General features: G+C 44.4%; 19 protein-coding genes. 8 read left to right on the forward strand and 11 right to left on the reverse strand.

Going from position 1 to position 25,731, the window contains the following annotated elements; translation table 11 throughout:
- Positions 1-841: 841 nt before the first annotated feature.
- The 10 genes from MgSA37_RS16320 to MgSA37_RS16360 form a co-directional block, all read right to left on the reverse strand.
- Positions 842-1,834, reverse strand: coding sequence for a c-type cytochrome (locus MgSA37_RS16320; protein WP_096353396.1), 993 nt, complete (start codon positions 1,832-1,834; stop codon positions 842-844).
- A 171-nt stretch (positions 1,835-2,005) separates the two neighbouring features.
- The gene (locus tag MgSA37_RS16330; protein WP_096353399.1) at positions 2,006-2,725 is read right to left on the reverse strand and encodes a head GIN domain-containing protein; all 720 of its coding nucleotides are present in this window, start codon (positions 2,723-2,725) and stop codon (positions 2,006-2,008) included.
- Positions 2,726-2,955: 230 nt separating this feature from the next.
- Positions 2,956-3,465 (reverse strand): GIN domain-containing protein, encoded by a 510-nt coding sequence (locus MgSA37_RS16335; RefSeq protein WP_157750600.1) that lies wholly within the window; start codon positions 3,463-3,465, stop codon positions 2,956-2,958.
- 2 nt (positions 3,466-3,467) lie between these two features.
- On the reverse strand, positions 3,468-3,644 hold the full coding sequence (locus tag MgSA37_RS28280) for a hypothetical protein (protein ID WP_157750602.1): 177 nt from the start codon (positions 3,642-3,644) through the stop codon (positions 3,468-3,470).
- A gap of 807 nt (positions 3,645-4,451) precedes the next feature.
- On the reverse strand, positions 4,452-4,949 hold the full coding sequence (locus tag MgSA37_RS16340; RefSeq protein WP_096353402.1) for a hypothetical protein: 498 nt from the start codon (positions 4,947-4,949) through the stop codon (positions 4,452-4,454).
- A 579-nt stretch (positions 4,950-5,528) separates the two neighbouring features.
- Positions 5,529-6,263 carry an AAA family ATPase gene (locus MgSA37_RS16345; protein ID WP_096353403.1) on the reverse strand — a complete coding sequence of 245 codons (735 nt, stop codon included), beginning with the start codon at positions 6,261-6,263 and terminating at the stop codon, positions 5,529-5,531.
- 178 nt (positions 6,264-6,441) lie between these two features.
- A complete protein-coding gene (locus MgSA37_RS16350; protein WP_096357541.1) occupies positions 6,442-9,114 on the reverse strand; it encodes an alpha-L-rhamnosidase-related protein in 2,673 nt (890 codons plus the stop codon).
- A 236-nt stretch (positions 9,115-9,350) separates the two neighbouring features.
- Complete coding sequence (locus tag MgSA37_RS16355) at positions 9,351-9,950, reverse strand: GIN domain-containing protein (RefSeq protein ID WP_096353405.1); 600 nt, start codon at positions 9,948-9,950, stop codon at positions 9,351-9,353.
- A 424-nt stretch (positions 9,951-10,374) separates the two neighbouring features.
- Positions 10,375-10,695 carry a RecQ family zinc-binding domain-containing protein gene (locus MgSA37_RS29560; protein ID WP_317046587.1) on the reverse strand — a complete coding sequence of 107 codons (321 nt, stop codon included), beginning with the start codon at positions 10,693-10,695 and terminating at the stop codon, positions 10,375-10,377.
- Positions 10,696-10,724: 29 nt separating this feature from the next.
- Entirely contained in the window at positions 10,725-12,272 is a 1,548-nt protein-coding gene (locus tag MgSA37_RS16360) for a RecQ family ATP-dependent DNA helicase (protein ID WP_317046588.1), read from the reverse strand.
- 149 nt (positions 12,273-12,421) lie between these two features.
- Here MgSA37_RS16360 and MgSA37_RS16365 point away from each other — a divergent pair, with 149 nt between their 5' ends.
- The 5 genes from MgSA37_RS16365 to MgSA37_RS16390 all read left to right on the forward strand — a co-directional run bounded on the left by MgSA37_RS16365 (position 12,422) and on the right by MgSA37_RS16390 (position 20,754).
- On the forward strand, positions 12,422-12,667 hold the full coding sequence (locus tag MgSA37_RS16365; protein WP_096353406.1) for a hypothetical protein: 246 nt from the start codon (positions 12,422-12,424) through the stop codon (positions 12,665-12,667).
- 106 nt (positions 12,668-12,773) lie between these two features.
- A complete protein-coding gene (locus tag MgSA37_RS29765; RefSeq protein ID WP_375782350.1) occupies positions 12,774-12,944 on the forward strand; it encodes a hypothetical protein in 171 nt (56 codons plus the stop codon).
- Positions 12,945-13,024: 80 nt separating this feature from the next.
- Positions 13,025-16,258: an amidohydrolase family protein gene (locus MgSA37_RS16375; protein WP_096353408.1), complete on the forward strand. Its 3,234-nt coding sequence runs from the start codon at positions 13,025-13,027 to the stop codon at positions 16,256-16,258.
- Between the two features lie 469 nt (positions 16,259-16,727).
- Positions 16,728-18,983 (forward strand): hypothetical protein, encoded by a 2,256-nt coding sequence (locus MgSA37_RS16385; protein WP_096353411.1) that lies wholly within the window; start codon positions 16,728-16,730, stop codon positions 18,981-18,983.
- Positions 18,984-19,419: 436 nt separating this feature from the next.
- On the forward strand, positions 19,420-20,754 hold the full coding sequence (locus MgSA37_RS16390; RefSeq protein ID WP_096349565.1) for an IS5 family transposase: 1,335 nt from the start codon (positions 19,420-19,422) through the stop codon (positions 20,752-20,754).
- Between the two features lie 175 nt (positions 20,755-20,929).
- On the opposite strand, the gene MgSA37_RS29415 is transcribed toward MgSA37_RS16390, so the two are convergent.
- Positions 20,930-21,055 carry a hypothetical protein gene (locus MgSA37_RS29415; RefSeq protein ID WP_260146917.1) on the reverse strand — a complete coding sequence of 42 codons (126 nt, stop codon included), beginning with the start codon at positions 21,053-21,055 and terminating at the stop codon, positions 20,930-20,932.
- A gap of 222 nt (positions 21,056-21,277) precedes the next feature.
- On the opposite strand from MgSA37_RS29415, the gene MgSA37_RS16395 reads away from it, so the two are divergent.
- From MgSA37_RS16395 to MgSA37_RS16400, 3 genes are all read left to right on the forward strand, one after another.
- Positions 21,278-22,870, forward strand: a complete 1,593-nt coding sequence (locus MgSA37_RS16395; RefSeq protein ID WP_096353412.1) for a cysteine peptidase family C39 domain-containing protein — start codon at positions 21,278-21,280, stop codon at positions 22,868-22,870.
- 99 nt (positions 22,871-22,969) lie between these two features.
- On the forward strand, positions 22,970-23,170 hold the full coding sequence (locus MgSA37_RS29835; protein WP_446425738.1) for a bacteriocin-like protein: 201 nt from the start codon (positions 22,970-22,972) through the stop codon (positions 23,168-23,170).
- Between the two features lie 154 nt (positions 23,171-23,324).
- Positions 23,325-25,730 carry a carboxypeptidase-like regulatory domain-containing protein gene (locus tag MgSA37_RS16400; protein WP_096353414.1) on the forward strand — a complete coding sequence of 802 codons (2,406 nt, stop codon included), beginning with the start codon at positions 23,325-23,327 and terminating at the stop codon, positions 25,728-25,730.
- The last annotated feature ends 1 nt before the right edge of the window (position 25,731 follow it).

Below are 25,731 nucleotides of genomic sequence, written 5' to 3' on the forward strand. Positions count from 1 at the left end.
AATTTCAAGCGGTAAAATACACCGGATGGTTGACATCATCAAATAAATCAGCAATCCTAAAACTCCCGGAAATATATCCCATCAGGGCAATGCTGTGAAGTTAAAGAATCATATTTTTTTGATCGCGCCGTCAGGTGCGAAATATTGGTAGAAAAAATGATAATAAAACGAAAAGCGTGCCGTAGATACGCAACAATTAAAGCGGCATTAACGCTAATGCACTGTGTGTAAATTCCGTACCTACGGCCAATGTCATTAAGTTAAGGAAAAAGAGAAGGAAATTAATATTGAATAATGAATTTTGAATGTCGAATTTCGAAGTTTCTTACTTCATTATTCAACACCAGCCTGCCGGCGGGCAGGTTCGGCATTGGGTGTTCGATATTAAAATCCCTTAACTTAATGACATTGACCTACGGCGCGGATAATCTGGCTGTTTTTTTTTCTACCAATATTAGCCCCCGATGGGGGCCGATCACCTTAACTCAATCGCATTGCCCGTTATGGATAACCCCATTTGTAGAAAAAACAATAAAGATTTAAGTGCCTCGCAGAGGCTACCCTTCGCCGCGTTTTAATTTCATGATAAAATACGGCGGCAAATGTGATGATAATATATTAACAGATTGGACGGTTTTGAATGCATTTTATATAGCGTATTAATTACATGCCAGGCAAATAAGGGTAGCCTCCACGAGGCAAAACAGGATTATGGTTATTGTTTCTACAAAGCGGTAGACCCTACGGGTCATAGAATTCAGTAGCCTATAAAAAATATTATGGAAGCCCATTCAATGCGAAGCTATACTACAAACGGGAAAGCCTCACCCGCGACTCCCAACTACTTTTCAAACGCCGCCGTTAATTTGGCCTGGAACTTTTCCACCTTATTTTTTACAGGCTTTACGGTTCTCAGGTAGGCGTAAATTGCTTTAAGGTCGCCGTCATTCATGCCGGCATAATCATACCAGGGCATCAGGGTTTGAAAATCTTCTTTTTCAACCCGGGCAGCTTTCGACCGGTCATTATAGGTTTTAAACCTCGCCAAAAATTGCGCCTCGGTCCAGGTGCCGATGCCGGTTGCTTTATCAGGCGTAATATTTGACGACCGTACAATATGACCGTTGACCTGGTATTCGTGCCCGCCCGCAAACTCCAGCCCGGCAATCAGTTTGCCCTTATCATCCTGCGAATGGCATTCTTTGCAGGCTGTGGCATTGGTAAGGTATTCGCCGTATTTAAGGGTATCTGTGGCAGGGGGAATTTCGGAAAGGGGCGCCTTTTGCGGCATCGTGTGCACCAGGATATTCAACGGAAAATTGAGCGTTGATTTCGGATAGTCGGCCACGATAGGTTTTAAAGTGCGCAGGTAGGCGATGATGGCATACACATCTTCCCTGCTTAATTTTGAATAATACGGCCAGGGCATCAGCGGAAAGATGGCCTCGCCGTTTTTGCGTACGCCGCTGGTGATGGCACGAAAGATCTCGCCATCGGTCCAGTCTTTTAACTTATAAGGTGTAATATTGGGCACATGAACCGAACCCGGGAAGCCAACCGATGCGTCAAAGGCTTCCCCGCCGCCGCCCAAGGTACCATCCACTATCGGCGCGGCTAATTTTGTCCAGTCGCGCTTTGAATGGCAGTCAACACATAAAGTAACATGATTGGCCAGGTATTGGCCGCGAGCTATCCGTTGCGGGGTTAAGGCCACGGTAATATTTTCAGGCTTACCCACATCGGGCAAGGCAAGTGTGACATAGGAAATAACAGAAACAATCACCAATACGATCAGGATCACCGCGTAAAGCAGTACTTTCTTAAATTTCTTCATGGTTTTCGGTTGAAAATATTGTCATAAAAATAAACTCATTTTTATAATTTCCAAAATATTCAACCCTGAAAATCAAAAAATTAAGAAAAGAAAAGGCGCAAAAAATAAATTCGCGCCTCCCCTGTTTATTCTTTTTTTCTTCTTCCGGACTTTCGGACTTCCGGACTACCCTCAATTCACCTGCTCTATGGATGAAGCGCCCGACTTATCATTGCTGATACTTGGGTGCCCTTTATATTTAACTTCCGATGCACCGCTTGAATGTACGTTCAGGTTGTTGAGCACATTTACTTCGCAATGGCTGGCGCCCGAGGATTCGATGCCACATGTGCCTACTACAAAATCAAGGGCGTAAACATGGCCCACGCCGCTGATGTTGATATTGTGCGAGGTTGCCTGTCCTTTTAAATTCAATTCGGTGGCGCCGCTGCCGGTAGTCGTCACGTTGGCGGCATTCAGGTCCAGATTAACCTTGGTAGCGCCCGAAAGGTTGATAGCCAGGTCCCTGGTCACCAATTTGCCATCGCCATCTACCTCTACCGCTCCCGAAGCTTTGATCTCTTCCAGGTTTTTAACGCCAATGGTAACCAAAATCAGCCCGTTACAGAAACTCTTTTTGCTATATATCCGGAGTTTATCTCCCTGCAGGTTTGTTTTAATATATTTCAAAAGGTTGTCATCTGCCGTTATTTTTATCGCAAATGTGCTGTCCTGCTTTAGGGTGACTTTATATCCGCCCGAAATACTGATCCTGCTGAACTGACCGACATTCCGGTCTTCGGATACCTGGTGGCCCGACCCGTGAATGCAATTGAGATTGCATGCCGATAAGCCGAACGCAGTAAAACCGGCAACCAGCGCCAGTATAGTTATTTGTATCTTTTTCATCATTTTTTGATTTAGTTATTTGACTACAGTTTATTGCTTAAAGTTACATTAAATTGGTTGATTGGGTTGGATTAGTTGATTGGGTTGATCGAGTTTAATAGTTGATTAAGTTGATTGGGTTGACTAAGATAAAAAGAACAAGATTGGGTTGATTAAATTCCGGGTGCCGAAGCTAACCACTCACCTAATCAACCCAATCAACTTAATCAACTAATTCTAACTTAATCAACCAATTACAAACCTGCAAATTCATCTTCAACGGGTTTGGCTGCTGCTACCCCTACGGTTTGGGTTTTTGAAACCTTACCGGCTTCAAGGTTGGTGCTGCTTACGTTTTCGGCGTGGTTGTATTTCAGGTCGAGTTCGTTTACGCGGCCACTGATGCTAGCTTTTGCCTGGTCGGCTACGGTTACTTTAGCGTTAAAAGCATCGAGGCTAAGTTTTGCGGTAGCATTGTTATGTAAGTCGACTGTAAATTCAATCCCTGAAAAATCACCGAATGATTTTACATCGGCATTATCATAAACTGATACTGAACGAAGATCGGCTGCGGTAACCCAAACTACCAATTTTTCGGCTTTGTAGGAAGCGATGCTCAACACGCCGTTGCGGCTTTTTATCAGGGCGCTTTCTGCATAATATTTATTGTAAACTTTAACCTGGTCGGCATTACCGTCGGAGATATATAATTGAACGTTTCCGCGCACTTCAATTTTGCTGATGTTGCTGATGTCGGTTAACACAGTTACATTTTCTTTTTGGTAGTATCTGCGTAAGTTGTTGCTGCTATTCCGGTACTTAAAACAAGTGCTGTGAATAATGTTATGATTTGAGTTTTCATGATGTTTGATTTGTTTTTTAATGGCCATGAAGCTATCTCAAGCGTTGTTTGTTTTTTTGTGGTTGCTTTCGATGGTTTCATGATATGTTGTATTTGATTGTCTTTTAATATTTCTGTTTCTAATTACACCAATAAGACGACTACAGCACAGATCCGTTACAGCAAAAAGGCCTCAAATAGGTACAGGAAGTGGTTTTATCGGTAAAGCTGGGGTTGGAGTCGGTGAAAAGGATTCAAGGAATTTGTAGAGACGCGATGCTTCGCGTCTTTGAACGAATGATAGGACCTTTGTTAAATTCAACAGGCACAGGGGTCAGAGACGCGAGGCATCGCGTCTCTACAGCGGATAAACAAAAATACCATACCGGGCGACGCACCCGGAAAGCCTGCCCCATACCTTCGATCAAATACCTCAAATACACCTCCGGATTATTCAGAAACGATTTCGTCACCGCAGGCTCGCTAACCGGACCCGGCAGTGGAGTATGCTTGTTGATTTGTACATATCCGGCTGGCATCCACACCCGCTAATATCATCATCCGCAGGTTCCTCTGCGAGAGAACCTGCGGGGACAAATTGCCGGCACTAAAAAGCTGTTTAAAAATGATTTTATAAGGAATCGTAGAGACGCGATGCATCGCGTCTTTGAACGGGTGACAGAATTTGTGATAAATTCAACAAACACCGGGTTTGGAGACGCGATGCATCGCGTCTCTACCGCGAATAACCAAAAATACTATACCATTTTAACCCTCAGGATACGCTTTTTCGTCTCGGCAGGGTCTCCAAGGGGACCCTGCGGTGGAGGCCGCCCGGTGATTTGTGCTTGATCATCCACAGGTTCCTCTGCGCGAGCACCCGCGGGCACAGCAAATTTAATTGGCAAATTACTTACTACCCCCCACCGGTAAAAATTGAAACCGGCCCCTGGTAAAATTGATTAAATTGTGGTGAATAAACCAGGTTCGGCCCAAATAATTTTCGGTGGCGCCAAAACCAAGCATTAAATGGTCGTTTTTCTTCAAAAATGCCAGCGGATTGCGGTAAACGGTTCTTTTGGCGCCATCGGCGAAGGTATATTCGGCAAATAAGGTATCCTTTGTAAAACGGCCTTTAATTTCGCCGTGATCAAATTCTTTTTCAAATGCCAATGGTTCAAGCTCGCCATATTTTATGGTTAAGCGCCCCAGTACCCGGCCGCCCGGCATCATTTTATATTTTAAAAAAGCGCTGTCCTTTTGATAAATGGCTAAGTAGCATTGCTCCGGGCTTTTGCTGAGTTTGTAATTTTCGGCATCTTGCTGCGCGGCGTTCTTTGCGTAGTGTCCGCATCCCGACAAGAAAACTGCGGCTAAAAAAATCAATCCGTAAAGTCCGTTTTTCATCTTTAAATATAGCTTATTTTATAACAAGGTCATCTGCAGGTTGCTCTTCGGGTTTAAGTTAACCTACAAAATTTGATCATGTGGAATAGCCTCCGATTTAACCAAACGTTCCTACGGAACGCCGTTATTGGTAATTATATTTTCTACCAACCAAACGTCCCTCCGGGACGAAAAAACAAAAAAAACGCTCCAAAGGAACGCCTGATCGGTAGAAATCGATCAAAAAACGCATTTTCGTCTCCGCAGGGTCTCCAACGGGACCCTGCGGTGGAGTATGTTTGTTGATTTGTACTAATCCCGGTCATCTCAATACCTGCAAACATCATCAGCCGCAGATTCCTCTGCGAGAAAACCTGCGCGGACAAATTTTTTTTTCGCCACACTATCCATAAAGCAGTAAACAGCTGACTAACAGCAACTTGAATGGAAATCTTCAAAAAGACCTATTTAATATTAGTTGATTATCAACAACTTAGCCAAAAACAGCAATTTGTTAAAACATGAAACATACTGATAATGAGTGTGTTTCACAGCGTTCCGGAATGTTCCGCAGAAAAATGGAACGCTCAGGCCGCTTGCTTACCCCTCCATCAAATGCCTCAAATACACAGCCGGATTATCCAGAAACGATTTGGTAAGCGAATAATGCTCGGTGTCTTCGTAGCTGGTTTCGCGCACGCCAGCCTCATCAAATTGGTAGATGGTGGCGCCCGGGTAACAGATGAGCATCGGCGAGTGGGTGGCGATGAGAAATTGCGCCCGGCCGCTTTTATCGAGCTGGTGGATCACCGACATAAAGGCCAGGATCCTGGCTGGCGACAGGGCCGCTTCGGGCTCATCGAGGATATAGATGCCTGCTTCAAACTGGTTATTAAACAGGCTGAGGAACGACTCGCCATGCGACTGCTCATGCAGCGACCGCCCGCCGTAAGCCTGCAGAATACGGCCGTCATCCACCGCCAGTTCGTCAATATAGGAAGCGAAATTGAAGAAGCTTTCGGCCCGCATAAAAAAGCCTTCGGTAATTCTTTTCGGCGTCCAACCCAACCCAACATGCCCCGCCAGTGCCGATTCATAGCCTTCAAAACGGTGGCCGGTATTTTTATTGTGGTTGCGGTTACCGCCCCGCAGGCTAAAACCGCATTGCTCCGCAATGCCCTCCAGCAGGGTGGATTTCCCCGAACCATTCTCGCCGACAAAAAAAGTAACGTTAGTTTTCAGTTCGAGCCGCAAACCATTACTGAGGCATGGGATCTGTTGCAGGTAACTGCCATCCCGCATGGGCGGGAGCGATATGCGGGATAAAAATGGCATGTGCTGTTGCTTTGTTGTTTTAAAACAAATTTAGGATTTTGATCTTGCTTTCGGAACCGCCTCCGCCTGTTTAAGTTCTTCACTTAAACAGGCGATTATAAAATCCTGCAATCCTTTAACGGCCAAGCCTTCTTGAACACCGTTAAAAACAAACAATAAGTGAAAAATCCTACGAATCTTAGTTCAGACGCACTACCCTCAAATAATCCACCATGGCCTGGTTAATATCGCCGTTCATGTTTTCATTTGCCGGTTTAAACTGCAGGCTCAGGATATGCTTCCCTTTAGTGAGTTTGAGTTGTACCGCGTTGCTGAAACCCCACTCCGACCATACCCCTTTCCCGCGTTGCGGGAAAACGATTGTTCCTGCAAAATGTCCATCTGCATCCAGGGTTCGGATGGCGCATTTGTTTTCGGTATTGATGGGACCGTTACCGTTGGCGTATTTAAAATCAATGGCGTAAACACCGGTTTGGGTAATATTGACAGGGATGTTGATGGTAGTGTTTTTAGTCTTGCTGATCTCCACAAAACCACTTCCCGAAAATCCCTCGTAAGGCAGGTCGGATTTATCAGCAACGGTTTCTGCTTCGGTAACAGACACCACACTGGCGGGGATCACCTGTACAGGCTCGCTGTTAAATGAGCTTACGCCTTTTGCATCCACGCTGGCCACCTGGTATTCCGCATACGCGTTGGTTGGCACTTTAGCGCTATGTGCGTTTGTTGTAAGTATGATTTTACCATTTTTCAGGACGTGATAGCTGATTGCTCCTGGTATTTTATCCCAATTTAAAGTTCCGTTTTGGTAACTGGCCATCGGCGTTTCGGGCGCGGTGTAGCCGGGCAGCAAGTTGCTTTTACCGGTTACAAGGTTATCCGCCAAAATAATTTTAACAATGTGCTTACCTGTTAAACTTGCAGGTATAATTGCCCCAGGCAAGGCTTTGCCGTCAAGACTGATACTTTTTACCACGTTGCCAAAACCACTCATGCTGATATTTAACACAGCGTTGCGGTATGTATAATTTTGAAGCGAACGCTCGCCGGCCAATGCTTTTGGCACAAAAGGTTGAAACTGCAGGCTGCTTTCGTTGTAATGGATGCCGAACAATACCTTATACACTAAAGAGATATTACCGGACAGGCTCCAGAGCATATTGCTGGAATTGATCTGCGTACCGGCATAATCACCATCTGTTGCCACCATATTTTCCTTGTTGGTTAAAAACATGGCTGCGGGCCGGTAAACCGCGCTGATGGCCCTCATCAAGGAGTTTTCATCACCCGCTTTGGCCGATGCCATGGCCCAATAACTTTCTACAAAGGGCCATATCGCGTTGTTGTGATAGGGCAAAATACCGGGGATCTGCGGATAGATACACGGGATGCCAAAATCGTTTACAGGTGTATGGCTGATCACGCTCTGCGCGTTCGGCCCGGCTGCATCGAATAACACTGCCAGCGCCTCGCCCAAGCCTTCAGATCTGGGCGATAGTGTTTTATAATTGCGCCCGTACAGGTATTGCCCGTAATAACCTTTTTCAGGGATCCATAAATGCTCACGGATACCTTTTTTGATGGTCTCGGCCCTTTCGCTGTATAAAGCAGCGGCGCCCGGGTCTTTTAGCAAAGCAGCCATTTGAGACAATACTTTATTTACCTGGTAATGCACCACATTGGTGCCCAAACATTCGGATTCATAAATATCAGCAGGTTGCATCCATTTGGGGTAAGTCTCTTCGCGCCAGTCTAAAAAGGATGATTCCCCCCTCACCAGGCCGGTTTGCTTGTCGTACACGTTTAATGCATCATCATCTGCTGAATTTTTCACAATGCGGTAAGCTTTCTGCAGCCAGTTTTTGTCGCCTGTTACTTTATAAACCTCATAGGCCGCCACTGCCCAGATCATCCTGTCTGACGAGCAGGGGTAAGCGCCGCCAGTGCCGGTATCCTGTATAATACGGTCGTTTTTAACCTTCCGCATCAGGCTGTAAACAGCTACTTTTGGTTGCAGCACCGCCATGGATAAAATAATGCTGTAGCTGATGTCCCTTGTCCAAACCCCGCCCCACTCCTTCCCCGTGCGGAACGTACTATCCGGCTCAACGGCCTTTTGCATTTCTTCCAAAGCCAGGTTGTACACCGCATCGCTTATCTTATACCCCGAATGGTATTGCGGAAAGGCACTTGCATCGCGTGTCATTGTCCACGATGAAGCAATCTTATTTTCGTCTTCCGGTTTATTTAAAATCAGGGTGGTTTCGTAGATGCCATCGCCATCCGGGTCTTTTAATTCCAGGTCGGGATGGTTAACCAGGTTATTGAAATCCCAGATCATCGGTGCGGTATTTCCCGCTACAAAAACACCTTTAAAATCATTTTTATAAATTTTATCACCATTAGCACAAGTATAAAAACCTCTTTCCTTAAATGCATTAAGCACCGGGTTCATATTCAACCGTATTTTTATTTGCGTTGATGGTTGTAGAAAAGTTATTGCGGCAGTTACTTTCTGCACCTTATCTGGCCCGCCAAATTCAATTACCGGTGTTTCATTGGACTGTGCCATACAGGTAAAGTGATGGTTAACGCCGGGCGTCATTTCATTATCCTTACCGTTGATGCTGAATTTAAATTCAATAACCGGGCTTTTAAACATATTTGCCGGGCTGCGGTAATCAGAAGTGAGCGAGGTTGATGATAAGGCCCTGGCTGTATATTTTCCCTGTGCCACACGATCTGGATATACAGTATAGGCTTTTGAAGTATAAATGGGTTTATTATCCTGGGCGATGGCGGATGTGCCTAACAGCAACAATCCCCCGAATATGCGGAGCGGCGTTTTCATGAAAATTAATTTGGCAATAAAATAAGGTATAAATAAGCTAAAACAAAAATCCATTACACCAGGTAATTTAATTCACAATCATTCTTAAGTCAGCATAACCTGTAACCCCGATACGTCCGCATTAAATCATGATTTATAAGGCGTTAGTTTCCTGCGCAAATTGCTCTATAAAAAAAGCCGCCTGTATGATCAGGCGGCTTTCCAGATTATATGTTGAACTTTTGCAAAAGTTGAACTTAGATACCTACCATATCCTCGTCTGCTGCGGTAGGGAAGTTAATTTTCTTTTCGTTAAAATGAGCTGCTTTAAAATTGCCATTATTTACTGTTGCCGCAAAATTATGGCTCAGGCTGAATTCGTTAGCCGATCCACTCAGGTCAGCTCTAGCGCGATCATAGACTGACACGCTTGCGCTGAATACGTCTAAATTTAATTTGGCGGTTGCATTGTCATGCAGCTCTACATTAAAGTCGATATTAGATAACTGACCGAAAGATTTTACGTCAGAATTGTCGTAAACCGAAACAGAGGTTAATTGATTTGCGCTAACCCAAACAACCAATTTCTCAGTGCTGTAAGATGCGATATTTAAAATACCGTTTTTTGTTTGAACCACGGCACTTTCAGAATAAAATTTGTTATACACTTTTACCTGGTCGGTTGTTGCGTTTGAAATATATAGCTCAACATTCCCGCGAACTTCAATTTTATTGATGGCGCTGATGTTAGATAAAGTAGTAACGTAATTGCTATTTAAAGGTGCTGCGTTAGTTAAATTTGTTATTCCAAATACTATTGTTAAAAGAGTAATGATGGATAAGATTGATTTTTTCATGATATTTATTATTTTGATTGTCAAATTGTTGTATACTTTATTAATTTTAAATACAACGATAAGACGCCACTATTTTTAAAACGTTACATTAAATTTGTGCTTAATAGATGAACGCCTTATTTTCGTCGGCAAAGGTGGGGTTTTTATCGGTGAAATTCTTCATAATAGTGTAATAATTACACTAAGCAACTATTTTTTCAAAAACAGAATATAATTCTGTTTAAGTACAAAAACACGCCAAATACAACCGTTGAAAAACAACAGACAAAATGTAAAGTGCAAATAGCGCAAAAGCGAGATATTATATTTTTCCACCTAAAAACAGGAAAAACGGCAATTGCCCAACCTCGCCGGAATTTGGGCGCGTAAAAAGCAAGGGGTTGTTTCGGAATTTTTTTTAAAATGACCTGTTTCGCGCTTCTTTTTAATCACTAATAATGATCTTTTCTCCGGCGAATTTTATCTTCCCGGCATCCAGCAGCAACCTGATGACTTCAATCTTTTCCTTTTCGGTGCCGATATTGGTGGAGGTTACCAGCGAAGCCAGGTCATGGGGGTTGGTACTTAAAACCTGAATTACTTCAGTGGTGATATCATCAAATATTTCTGAGGCGTGTTGCCTGCGTTTTTCATCCAGGCATACATCGCAGATCCCGCACTTATCAGCATGTTGTTCATCAAAATACGCCAGCAGCATTTGGCTGCGGCATTTTTTGTGCGTGGCATATGCAAATACAGCTTCCATTTTGTTGCGGTAGGTAGCTTTTCGGTCGTCTATTGCTTTTTGTTGATATAAAGTGCATTGGACTGCTGCCTGGGTTTTAGCCAGGTAACCTGGGGCATATCCGTTTGCGGGAAATAGTGTAAAATTTTAAACTCCTGCAATTGCTTTAACCCGCTGATCACCTGCTGTACATTCATATTGGCCCGCCTGGCGATATCAAATTCCCTCAGTCGGACATAATTTTCAAATGAACCGCCATACGACCGCAGCAACGTTTTGATAAAAGGATCCCACCCCGGGTTTTGGATCTGAAAATTATACAATTGCTCGTTCCCGACGTCAAACCTGAACCGGGAGGGTAAAAAAACGCTTTCATTAAAGGACAAATATTCGTCCATTTCCAAAAACTTAAGCGCCTTGATCGTTTTCACCGGCTCGAGTTTAAAGCGGCTGCAAAAGTCACCCAGGTCAAGGTCAAAGCTTATGCCCTCGCCTGCCTGGTAAGCCAGCTGGTAATAATTGGCCAGGTAATGATAGGTTTGTTTAATTTCGGCAACAGAAGGGAAATTCATTTCAAACATCCGTTCCTGTTTATACCGGTCTGCAGCATTACATAATAATACGGCATAAGCTTTGTGTTCATCACGCCCGGCACGGCCGGCCTCCTGGTAATAAGCTTCCAGGCTTTCGGGCGGGTCCTTATGGATCACAAAACGAACATCGGGCTTATCAATCCCCATCCCGAAGGCATTGGTAGCTACTATAATGCGGTTACGGTTGCTTTTCCAGTTCTCCTGTTTTTGCGAGCGCAGACTGGTTTCAAGCCCGGCGTGGTAAAAATCGGCCTTAAAGCCGTTATCATTATAATATTTGGCTATTTCAGCTGTCTCCTTGCGGCTGCGGACATAAACAATACCGCTGCCTTTTACACCACGGGCAATATCAAGCAATTTACGTAGCTTATTTTCATCATTTTGAACCACATAGCTGATGTTTTTGCGCTCAAAGCTTTTTTGAAACACAGCCTGGTTTTTAAATAACAGTTTTTCCTGTATGTCTTCCCTTACCTCGGATGTTGCTGTGGCTGTTAAGGCGATAACCGGCACATCAGGATGGAGTTCCCGCAGATCGGCAATGTGCAGATACGGCGGCCTGAAATCGTATCCCCATTGGGAGATGCAGTGCGCCTCATCAACGGCAATCAGGTTCACCTTCATATATTTGATCCGTTCACGCACCAGCTCAGAAAGCAACCGCTCGGGCGACAGGTACAAAAATTTCACCGGGTTATAAATGCAATTATCCAGCGCAATATCGATCTCCCGCTTGCTCATCCCCGAAACCACCGACACCGCTTCAATACCTTTGGCCTGCAGGTTTTCTACCTGGTCTTTCATCAGGGCAATCAATGGCGAAACAACAATGCAGATCCCCTCTTTTGCCAGCGCGGGCACCTGGAAACAAATAGATTTACCCCCTCCGGTCGGCAACAGCGCCAGCGTATCTTTCCCTGCTAACACGGCATGGATGATCTCCTCCTGCATCGGGCGGAAGTGATCGTGGTTCCAATAGTGTTTCAGGATCTGGTGGATGGTCATATTTTATTTCGGATTTCGTCCGCCAATGGGCGGATCGGATTTCGTTCATCATTAACTAAAATGTCGATTTGTAAAGATAAATTTGAAATCCGACTTTCGAAATTTATACAACATCAATAATTTATGGTTAAATTTGTTTAAAACGCAAGATGATGCAAACTACGCAAATCCGCCAAAAACTGCATGAATGTGTTGACAATAGTGAGGAGAAACTATTAAAACTTATGCTGGCATTGGCGAAGGAGTATAATGAGGACGAAGATCTTGAATTTGAGTTCACGGCAGAAGATATTAAGGTATTGGATGAACGAAGAGCAAAACGATTGAGCGGTGAAAGCAGTTTACACAGTTGGCAGGAAGCCAAAGATATCATCACCGGTAAGAAACCTATGTAATGGCCTATAGCCTGTTTATCCCAAAAGAAGCGATCATAGAAGTTCGCGAAGCATTTGAATGGTATGAGGGCAAAAGCAAGGTCTTGGCTATGAATTAATAAAAGAAATAGAAGCCTGTTATCAAATCATCGGTGATCACCCGGAGCGGTATTCTTATATTAATCGGCAATACAGGCGCATAAGAACCAGGCGTTTCCCCTATCTTGTGGTATTTGAAATTGAAGACAATAATATTATTGTTAATAGTGTACGCCATATTAAACGGAAACCCCGATAAGCGGAAGATAATTTCAGATTCCGACTTCCAAAGCCCCAAGTCCTATATTATTTTTAACTTCGCGGCGTTAACAACATCATATGAAATCTATCTGCGCTGTTCTTATATTTTTGTTTGTTTCCTTTTCTCTTCATGCCCAGAAATGGAACGTCGAAACCCCTCCCGGTACTCAAAAAAAAGTTCCCATAACCACAGATGAAGGCACATGGATGAACCTGGATGTAAGCCCCGATGGTAAAACTATCGCTTTTGATCTTTTGGGTGATATTTACTCCATGCCTATCACCGGTGGCAAAGCAACCTTGCTGGCGGGCGGCAAAGCGTGGGAGATTCAACCCCGTTTCAGCCCGGATGGTAAGCAGATATCCTATACCAGCGATAAAGACGGCGGCGATAACATTTGGATAATGAACAGCGATGGCAGCGATAAACATGCCGTTACCAAAGAGAGTTTCAGATTGCTCAACAATGCTTCATGGACGCCAGACGGACAGTTTTTTGTTGCCCGGAAACATTTTACTGGTACCCGCTCCCTGGGTGCAGGCGAAATGTGGCTATACCATAAAACCGGCGGCGAAGGCATACAATTAACCAAACGCAAAAACGACCAGGAGGATGCCGGCGAACCCATCGTTTCGCCGGATGGTAAATATATCTACTGGAGCGAGGACGTTACACCGGGCCCTGATTTTCAATATAATAAAGACCCTTACAAAGGCATTTATGCCATACAGCGCCTGAACCGCCAAACCGGCGCTATTGAGAATGTAACCGGCGGCCCGGGCGGCGCCTGCCGCCCCCAAATATCGTCCGACGGCAAATTGATGGCCTTTGTTAAACGGGTACGCTTAAAATCGGTATTGTACATTCATAATTTAAGTACCGGCGAGGAATGGCCCATATACGACGATCTATCACATGACCAGCAGGAAACCTGGGCCATTTTTGGCGTTTATCCAAATTTCGCCTGGTTGCCTAACAACAATAACATCATTATTTATGCAAAAGGTAAAATATGGAATATTGATGTTAATACGCTTAATGCGGCTCAAATACCTTTTGAGGTAACGTCGCAACAAACCATTACCGACGCCTTGCATTACCAGCAAAAGGTTTACCAGGAAACCTTCCCGGTTAAAATGATCCGGCAACTGACCACCTCGCCCGACGGGAAATATGTAGCCTTTAATGCGGCAGGTTATATCTACGTTAAAAGCTTGCCGGATGGCATCCCTTTCAGGGTTACTTACACCAATGATTTCGAATACGATCCCTCATTTAGTCCGGATGGTAAGTCATTGGTTTATATCGATTGGTCGGACGAGATGAAAGCATCTGTAAATAAAATTGAACTTCAAACCTGCCAGGTCACCAAACTGACGACCGAAAAAGGTTTTTATTATACGCCAAAATTCAACAATAAGGGCGATAAAGTAGTGTTCCGCAAAGGTGAAGGCAATGAAGTATCCGGCTATGCTTTTGGGAAAGACCCGGGCATTTACATCGTTTCTGCAAACGGCGGTAAACCGAAAATGATCATCAATAACGGTATCTATCCCCAGTTTTCAACCGATGATAGCAGGCTTTATTACCAAAGCTCCGAGGGTGATAAAAAAGCCTTCAAAATGATGGATACCACCGGCGCCAACCAGCAAACACTTTATACCTCGAAATATACTACCCAGTTTAACCCAAGCCCTGACGGCAAGTGGATGGCCTTTACCGAACTGTTCAACTGCTACATTACCCCGATGGTTTATACCGGCAGCCCGCAGGACCTATCGGCAACAAATAAAGCTATACCGTTAAGTAAGCTTACGCGCGACGCCGGAACTTACCTGCACTGGAGCAAAGACAGCCAAAAGCTGATGTGGACCCTCGGCCCAAAATATTTCACAAGGGATATCCGTAATGCCTTCCCGTTTGCTGAAGGCGGCACAGATAAGACCCCACCCATTGACACAGCCGGGATAGATATCGGCCTGAACATAAAAACTGACGTTCCTGATGGAAAGATCGCCCTTAAAAATGTGCGCATCATCACCATGCGGGGCGACGAGGTGATTGAAAACGGTACCATCCTGGTTAACGGGAATAAGATCACTACGATAGGCAAAGCAGCTGACGTTTTAATCCCGGATGACGCCAAGATCTACGACCTGTCCGGCAAAACTATTATGCCCGGCATCGTAGATGTACATGCGCATTTGCATGCCAGCCCTGACGGCATATCGCCTCAGCAGGATTGGAACTATTATGCTAACCTCGCCTACGGCGTTACTACAGCGCACGACCCCTCCAGCAATACGGAAATGGTGTTTAGCCAGGCGGAAATGCTGAAAGCCGGCAATATGGTGGGGCCGAGGGTTTATTCAACAGGCACCATCCTTTACGGCGCCGACGGCGACTTTAAGGCAGTGATCAACAGCATTGATGATGCCCGCTCCAACCTGCGCAGGCTAAAAGCGGTAGGTGCATTTTCAGTAAAAAGCTATAACCAGCCGCGCCGCGAGCAGCGCCAGCAGATCATTGAAGCGGCCCGCGAGTTACAGATGGAAGTTGTTCCGGAAGGCGGCTCCACCTTTTTTACCAACATGAATATGATCCTGGACGGGCATACCGGCATCGAACACAATATCCCTGTTTGGCCGGTTTATAAAGACGTTAAATCCCTTTGGAATGCCAGCAAAACAGGGTACACTCCTACCCTTATTGTATCTTATGGAACGCAGTTTGGCGAGAATTTCTGGTACGACCGCACCGAGGTTTGGAAAAACGAGCGCCTGCTTACCTATACCCCGCAATCCATTATCGATGCCCGCTCAAGGCGGAGGACGACCAGCGAATACGGCGATTACGGCCATATCGAAGTATCCAAATACGTAAAGCAGATAGCGGATGGCGGCACTAAGGTTAATTTAGGCTCGCACGGGCAGATCCAGGGCATTGGCGCCCATTGGGAACTGTGGATGCTGGTACAAGGCGGAATGTCACCTATGCAGGCCCTGCGCTGCGCCACCATGAATGGCGCTGCCTACCTCGGTATGGATAAGGAGATCGGCTCGTTGGAACTGGGCAAGTTGGCCGACCTGGTAGTTTTGGACGATAACCCGCTCGACAATATCCGCAACAGCGATAAAATTAAATACGTAATGGTGAACGGCAGGCTGTTTGATGCCAGCTCGATGAACGAGATTGGCAACCGCGAAAAAGTCAGGCAACCCTTCTGGTGGCAGCAAAACCGCGGCCAGATCAGCAGCCAGCCCCTCGGCAATACCGAAACCTATTTGTTTACAGCACAGGATGGTGACTGAGTTTTGATTTCGGATTTCGCCTGCCAGCCGCAGGATGGGATTTAAAATTTCAGCATTGCCAACATCCATAAATTTGCTTACTGGTGTTCCATGAAACGGTGGTACAGGTGGTACGGAGGAACAGCAGTGAAAAAAATCTGCATAAGCAGGGAAATTTAATAAAAACCGGCGAAGAACCGGCATGTCAGGCAAGCCATGGCCGATTCGATGGCCCTGTATATCAAATAATCCCTCCAAAACCCCCGTTCGTATCTGCAAAATCCTTTTTGGTGTAATAATTGATTTTATACGGAACCAATACGTTATTTTTAGAAAAGTTTAATAAACCAGGCCACTGTTAATTTGCTTTGTCTGATGCTTTGCATTATGATTAAGCTTCAATATACGACAGCACTTGTCAGTTTTTTTAACGTAACACATTATAAAATCTATATAAAACCTATACTTTATAAAATCTTTACTCCAACAGATGAAAAAATCATACACATACCTTATTTTACTGTGTATTTTATTTCATGCATCCTTTGCAAACGCACAACCTATTTCATTCCGGTTGGATTCAGTAAGGCAAAAATTAACAGCAGCAGTAGCAGATTATTACAAACGGTACCCGCAGGAGAAGATCTTTTTGCATACTGATCAAAACGTCTACGTCGGTGGACAAACCATTTGGTATAAAGCTTATGCACAGGCTTTTGGGAAACCCAGTATGCTTAGCGGGGTGGTTTACGTACGTTTATCGGATGCCCGAGGCCGGCTGATTAAACAGGATATGCTGCCGCTGAAAAATGGCACCGCCCATGGCAACATAGATTTGCCGGACACCCTGCCCACCAGCCGGTATCAAATGCGGGCTTTTACATCGTGGATGTTGAATTTTGATGATGATGGTATTTATCATCAGGACCTCTATATACAGAATACCCGTACACCCGTTAGCAAGATACCGGAAACAAACAATGTTAAGGCTTATCGGATTAATTTCTATCCCGAGGGCGGCGACCTCGTGGAAAGCAATCTGTCTGGTATTGCCTTTAAAGCGACGGATGAGCGTGGGTTACCTGTAAAAGTTTATGGCACCGTACTGAACGATAAAAAACAAATGGTCGCAAAATTGGCAACCGTGCACGATGGCTTGGGTAGTTTTGATCTGAAAACAGATGCCAACGAAACCTATACCGCAAAGGTTCATTTTCCGGATAGCAGCGTACAAACTATTGCTTTACCAAAAGTAAAAAAGACAGGTGCCGTCCTGCGCATTATCGCAAACACAACAACCGAATTGGAGGTGATGATCATTTACCAGGGCCAGCAAGGTAGCTATAAAGATATTATTGTAGCCGCTGTACAAAATAATGGTATATGCGGCACTTACCCTTTACAATTAAGTCGCGGTGCAAATGTGTTCAGTTTTAAAAAAAGCAGCTTTTCAACCGGGGTCCTCCGGTTAACCGTTTTTGACGAACGGGCATTACCGCTTGCCGAAAGACTGGTTTATATTAACAATAATGACCAGCTTAATCTTTCCGCACAAAAAGACACGGTAAGTTTTAACCCGAAAGGTAAAAATGTATTTACGCTGAATTTAAAGGGCGGCGATAATCAACCTGTAAAGGCAAACCTGTCTGTGGCTGTAACGGATGCCGGAATGGGGCCTGAGCCTGATAATAATATCTGCTCTTACTTCTTAATAAGTTCCGAGTTGCATGGCTACATTCATCAGCCGGCCTATTACTTCAGCAACAATAGCGATACGCTAAAACAGCAACTTGACCTGGTAATGTTAACCAGCGGCTGGCGGCATTTTAAATGGGATACGGTATTTAATGACAAACCCCGCCCATTAAAATATGCTTTTGAACACACGCCTGTGATAGCCGGCAAAATTAAAAATTATAACCAGAAGGACGACCTTCAGCTAAAAATGCTGATTACAAACAGCGATTCCAGTAAAAATTTAGTTATTGCAGAACCTGATAGTACAGGTGTTTTTATATTAAAAGACTACGACCGGGCAGGCACAGCAAACATCAGTTACGAAGTAGTAAATAAAAAAAATAAAAGACAGTCCGTAAAAGTGGCCTTTTTTAAGCGGGATGTAGACAGTGTGCAATTTATGGCCAGCCTCAGAGACACCACCATCATTCGGAAACCAGTAATTAGCCCTGCCTATATAGAAAATGCTAAAGCCGAACAACAAGCGCGTTTGAACAGCGGGGGGATTATTTTAAAAACCGTAAATATAAACGAACGGAAATTAAGCCCTACCGAAATACTGATTAAAAATCATGTACAGCATCTTGAAACTGACCATGCCTACACCCTTGACCTGGCAAATGCCCCCTCAATACCTCCGGGGAATATCATCACTTTTATTAACGGAAAGTTTCCGGGCTTAGTGATTACACCCTCTACAGATGGGCAGGGTGCAAGTAACTTCACCTATCATGGGCCAAGTAGCCTTATGTTGGGTAAGACGGGGCCGGACCAAGTACCTAACGAACCATATTTTTACATTGATGAGGCATCAGCGACAATTGGAGAAGTAATAAATATTCCTTTAGATGACGTAGCCCTGATACGTTTTGCGCCGCCACCTGTTTGGTTTGCACCGGGAAATGGCGGCCCTACAGGTGCTTTGTTAATTTACACTAAAAGGTTTGGCGATGAGAAAAAGAGGAACCACTCAACTTTTGATCAATATTCATCAATGGCTATAGTGTAACACGAGAGTTTCTATCAACTGATTACAGCTTTTCAACACAAAACAGGCACGCTGATTATCGTACTACTTTGTATTGGAACCATGATTTAACCACGGATGAGCATGGAAATATTAAAATACATTTCTACAACTCAGACAATGCAAAAAAGTACCGGGTTATTGTACAGGCAATGGCTGCGGATGGCAAAATAGGGTGTTTGAATGTGGTGTTTTAAGCAGCATTTAAAAAACACAGAAAAATATGCCCGCTGATTAATATTAAAACATGTACCATAAAGGTCGGGGATACCGGCAACGCTTAATCATGGTTTTGCAACATTAATTAGTCGTCCCTTAAAAATGATTTAATTTGTTGATAATCAACAAGATGTTAATAATATTTATTTCTATAATCTGCAAGTTTTTCAGAAATTAGTGTAAAAGCTTGCAGATATTTATGCTTAATAAACCAATAAATACAGGACAGCTGAGTTTTTTACAGCCAGGCTTAAAAGAGCAATTGTCCAATAAACACCCTTTATACTTATTAGCTGATCAGATTAATTGGTCTTTGTTCGAGGAGAGCTTCAGGAAACATTATAAGGAGGACTTTGGCAGGCCTGCCAAACCGATCCGGTTGATGGTAGCCCTGCTGATGCTGAAGCATATCCGAAACCTGAGTGATGAAAGCGTGGTGGAGCAATGGTCAGAAAATGCTTATTATCAATACTTTAGTGGAGGGCAAACCTTCACAGCAAAAGAACCTTGTGAGGCCAGCGAACTGGTACATTTCCGTAATCGCATTGGGGCAGCAGGTATAGAATTAATTCTGAAGGAAAGTATCCGCATAAACGGCAAGGATGGCAAAGAAGACAGAGCAAGCATTGACACCACCGTTCAGGAAAAGAATATCACTTACCCTACCGATAGTAAACTGCACCGGAAGATTATTAAAAAGTGCGTAAGCATTGCCCAAAAGGAAGGGATAGTGCTTCGTCAGAGCTACAGCCGCACTTTAAAGAAGCTGGGCATTGATCAGCGATTCAGAAACCACCCTAAAAATGGTGCAAAAGCGCGTAAAGCGGATAAAAAAGTAAAAACAATAGCTGGCAGACTGGTAAGGGAACTGCAAAGAAAACTACCTGCAGAAAGCTTTAGTGATGAGCTGGATTTATTTCAACGGGTACTCCGGCAAAAACGGCAGGACAGCAATAAAATCTATAGCCTTCATGAACCAGATGTAGTATGTATCAGCAAAGGCAAAGAACATAAGAAATATGAATTCGGCAGCAAAGTATCCATTACCGTTACCCAAAACAGTGGCGTGATCATCGGGGCGCTGAACATTCCCGGCAATGATTATGACGGCCATACGCTGGATGCTGCCCTGGAACAACAGCAAAGACTTACCGGACACACGCTCAAAGAAGCATTTGTGGACCGGGGGTACCGGGGAAGAAAAGAGGTGCACGGAACCCTTATTCATACCCCAAAAACATTTAGCAGTAAACTAACAAGTTATCGCAAGAACAAATTAAAAGAAGGCTTCTCAAACAGGGCGGGTATTGAACCTAAAATAGGCCATCTGAAAGCCGATCACCGTTTAAGTCGTAACTTTTACAAAGGAATTAAAGGCGATACGATCAATGTAATGCTCGCCGCAGCTGCCATGAACTTCAAAAGAATGATGAATATCTGGAAAGACAACCTTTTGGCACTTATTTTTCGCCTTATTCAGATTTTTACAGCATCTGCTACTCGCCCGAATTATTCATCCGTCATTGTTTATTGACTTTTTAAGGATCGACTAATTAATGAAAAAACGAATCCTAAAAACCCACATTTGTATCTACAAAACATTATTGGCGTAACAAATTGAGCCCCATAAACTGATATGATATTTTAGGAAAACCAAAAAACAGTAATCTATTTTTTAATTTTTCTGAAGCTATCAACGTGTTATTTTTTCAATCCGAAAGGCCCGTCCCAACCTGCAACATGGGCTGCTGCTGCATCTGCGTACCCGGCAGCGGCGATGCGCAATGCTCGTCAGCAGCCTGATAAATCTGCCAATATTTTACTTTTGCTATCAACGGGAGCCCTTTTATTTTTCAACCCCGGTTTGCGCTGTTTACCGGATGTTATCAGTGCCGCTTCTCAATAATATAGCGAATAACCGCGTTCGTATCTGCAATAAGCCCGTTGGTGTAATAAACCAACTGCTATTTACTTTTTTCGCTATTTTAGTTAACTGTTAATTAAAACACGAAAGATATTTCCCTAAACCCCTAACCTTATTACAAAAAACTATACCCATGATCTCCATCTTTAAAATTCAAAACGCGCAGGCGGTAGTCAACCGGCTGCTCAAAAGTTTATCAATTAACGTGGATAACAGTGAAATTGGCAATGAGCTGGAAAAGCATCCGGATTACCCCAGCCTGCTGGCCATTAGTGATGTGCTCACTAATTTCAACATCCGGAATTCAGCTTTCAGGATAGAAGCGGATAAACTGGATGAGGTTCCCTGCCCGTTTATAGCGCATACAAATTTTGAAGCGGGCACCTTTGTGGTGGTGGATAAAATGGACGGGCAAAATGTGATCGTTTCCAACGAGAAATGGAACAGGCATAAATTAAGCGCTGAGGAGTTTTCAAAAATGTTTGCGGGCGTGGTTTTAGTGGCCGAACGTGCGCCGGGTGCGGCGCCTGCCAAAACCTTTGCAAGCCTGATGGCCGGCATCAAAACGCCCGCAATTACCGTTGGTGTTGCATTGGTATTTTTAGCGGCGCTTATTTTTCATACCAATTATATAGCCACTGCCAGCTGGCAAAGCCTGGCGCTAACCGTTTTTAAAACCGCCGGGCTGGTTACTTCTGTGTTATTGCTCATCCAATCTATCGATAGCAATAACCCCCTTATACAGGTGCTTTGTAAAACGCAGGGCAAAACCAATTGCAATGCCATCCTTTCGTCAAAGGCGGCAAAGGTATTTGATGGGCTGAGCTGGAGCGAGGTAGGCTTTTTTTATTTCGCAGGCACATGGGCCCTGCTTTTGTTTGGCGGCGGTTCAGCCGCCATATGGCAGGTGCTGGCCCTGTTAAATTTTGTCAGCCTGCCCTATACGGTTTATTCCATTTATTACCAGGCGCGCGTAGCCAAACAATGGTGCACCTTATGCTGTATCGTACAAGCTTTGCTCTGGCTGGAGTTTATTGTTTTAATAACAACATTTTCAAAGCCCTCCCTGCCGGGGAGGGTTTGGGAGGGGCTTACCACCATGTTTATTTGCCTGGTATCCCCGGTCATTTTATGGCTGATCGTAAAACCGTTATTGTTAAAATTGCAGCAATTACAACCGCTTAAAGACCAGCTGCGCAGGTTTAAATATAATACCGAACTGTTTAATAAATTACTGGGCGAACAACCAAAATACGCCCAGCCCGATGAAGAATGGTGCATTGTTTTGGGCAATCCGCAGGCCGGCAACATCATTACCATGGTAAGCAACCCCTATTGCCCCCCATGCTCCCAAACGCATAAGTTGTTGGATGAATTGCTTGAACAGCGCAGCGACCTGCAGGCACGGATAGTTTTTACCGCCAACAATACAGAAAACGATATAAAAACCCCCATCAGCCGCCACCTGGTAGCCCTAAATGAATTTCCGGATAAAGAAATGGTAAAAAAAGCGCTTAACGACTGGTACGAACAAAAACAAAAAAATTACGAATCATGGGCCAAAGCCTACCCGGTAGCTTTAAACGGCGTTGAATACCACAAAATTGATAAACAGAATGCCTGGTGTAAATTAGCTGAAGTGGCCGCCACGCCTACCCTGTTGCTTAACGGGTATAAACTGCCGGACCTTTACCAATTACCCGACCTAAAATATATGCTTGAATAGAGCGCACAAAGATACTTTGGCCAAAAGTAAAGAAGCATGCACTTTACTAATACATGCCGCATGCCGGGCGTTTTCCGGTAGTACTTAAACTTTAAAAAAATGTTAAATTTAAACAAACTCAGCAGAGCTGAGATGAAACAAATTAAAGGTGGTTACAGACAAACATGTAGTCCGCCAACCCTTATAACGGTTTGTTGCATTACCCAAACATGGATCCAAGAAGGAAATACCGGGTATATTCTTTATGGGACATCTTGCCAATGTCAGACAACTGTTCCGGCCGGATGTTGGACGGTTTAGTCTAAAAAAAATCACCTGGCGAGTTTTTTGAAATTCTCGCCAGGATTTATAGAAAAAGAACCTTTAAATGGTTCCAGTATTGCAATTTAAATTTAGTTGCATCAGTTTTATGAATGACAAAAATTCTTGATTTCGCTATAATAAATCTGTCTAAATGAAAATAAATCCCTTGTTTTTGATTTTTTGGTTTACATCAGTTGGCATTTCTGCGTATGCCCAAACAGATACCGCATTTCTAACCCAAGCCCATACCCTGCTCGAAAAGCAGTCGGCTGCCTTCCCTGTAGAAAAAGTTTACCTGCAAACCGATAAAAGCAATTATGATGTATTCGATACTGTTTGGTACAAAGCCTACACGGTTATAGGCCGACAACACCAATTGTCGGCGTTTAGCGGGGTGCTATATACAGAACTGATCAATGTTAAAGATTCGGTGGTTTCCCGGCAGATCCTGCATTTAATATCCGGCGCGGCCTGGGGCGATGTAGTATTAACCGGGTCCATTAAACAGGGCGACTACCGGCTCCGCGCCTATACCAACTGGATGCGCAATGCAGGTCCTGACTATTTTTTTATAAAGAAGATCCATATCGGCGGCTATGATGCCCCGCCGGTTGTTAAACAAATCGTTCAGCCCGGTCCTGATGTTCAGTTCTTCCCCGAAGGCGGCGAACTGGTCAACGGCCTGCGCTGCAAGGTAGCGGTCAAATCCATTGCCACAAACGGCCTGGGGCGGGATATTAACGGAACGATTGTAGATAATGAAGGCAATGTGATCGTTGATTTCGGCACGCAGCACCTGGGTATGGGCGTTTTTGCCTTTACCCCGCAAAGCGGCAAAACCTATTTGGCAAGGATAAAAACAGGAATCGGCGAAACTGCTTTTGAGGTTGACCTCCCCAAAGCAAAGGCAGCAGGTTTTACCCTCGGTATCAATAACAGCCGGCCCGACAGTATTTTTTTAAAAGTAGCCGCCAACGAAGCTTTGTTTCAGCAAAAACAGCACAGTGTTTTTTATGTGATCGCCCAATCGGGTGGTAAGATCTACTATACCGCTCAAAGCACGCTGGAGGACCAGGTTTTTACCGCCGCTATTGATAAAAAACGTTTCCCGACAGGCATTGTGCAGTTTACCCTGTTTGCCGGCGATGGCGAGCCTTTAAACGAACGCTCCGCATTTATTGAAAATAACGATACCCTGCAGCTTAAACTCAATAACCCGTTTAAAACTTTTGCGCCCGGGCAAAAAGTGACGCTTAACCTGGATGTGAAAAACCCGGCCGGCCAGCCGGTAATGGGGGCCTTTTCGGCAGCGGTAACCAATGAAAGTATGTTGCTGGGCGATGAGGCATCAGATCTCGAGATCTTCAGCAGCCTGTTGCTCACTTCAGAGTTAAAAGGTTATGTAGAAAAGCCCGGCTATTATTTCACCAATACCAATGACCAAACCCGCGCCGACCTAGATGTATTGCTGCTAACCCAGGGTTACCAGCGTTTTGAATGGAAACAGATATGGAGCAATACCCCTGCGCAGATTGCTTATCAACCCGAAACGACGCTCGACCTTGCCGGCAGCATCAAAACCTATGCGGGCAAGCCCGTACCTTATGCCAAAATCTCACTCATCGCCGCAAAAGATAATTTTATAACGGATACCATTACCAATGCGGAGGGCAATTTCATTTTTAAAAACCCAGAATTGCCCGATTCAGCCAGAGTGCTGCTGAGCGCTAAAAAGACCACCAACAACAATAATGTAAACATCAGTATCAACAAGCCGGGGTACGCGCCGGTGATAAAGGAAAAGCAGGCCACCTACATTAATACAATAACTGTTGAACTTCCTGCGGCAATAAAGCCTGATAGTATTCAAAAACGTCAGCAGCAAATCGCTGATCTCCGCAGCAGGCGGATGCTGAAAGAAGTAACCATTAAAGGTCATAAAGTATTTAAACGTGAAAAGCCGGATATGAGCACCTCTGCTAATTTGAACGGGCCAGGCAATGCTGACAAGGTAATTATGGGGGACGACTTAATGGATTTCCCCTATCTTTCACAGAGCCTGGTTGGCCAATATAACGGTATAGGGGAAATGGCCTTAATCGTAGATGGAAATATTGTGCCGGCTATGAATATAGATGATTTGAATCCGAAAAATATTTACAGTATCGAAGTCCTGGCAAGTCGTCATTTGAAAGGAATTTATGGGGACGGCTATATTAATAAACATGGGGCTTTAGTGATCACCACCAGGAAAGGCGGTGATAAAAGTTATTTAAAAATGCCGCCGGCGCCTGGTACGTTAAGATATATTTATAACGGCTTTTACAAAGCGCACGAATTTTACTCCCCTAAATATGACAGCCCGCAAAGCAAGGCCCTGGCAACTGACTTGCGCGGCACCATTTTCTGGAGCCCCAATATCATTACCGGTAATGATGGTAAAACCACCCTAAATTATTATAACGGGGGCACTAAGGGCACTTACCGGGTGGTGATAGAAGGTATAAATGATGACGGCAATTTGGGGAGGCTGGTTTACCGGTATAAAGTGGAGTAGT

Origin of the sequence: Mucilaginibacter gotjawali, assembly GCF_002355435.1 — a bacterium.
Taxonomy (GTDB): Bacteria; Bacteroidota; Bacteroidia; order Sphingobacteriales; family Sphingobacteriaceae; genus Mucilaginibacter; species Mucilaginibacter gotjawali.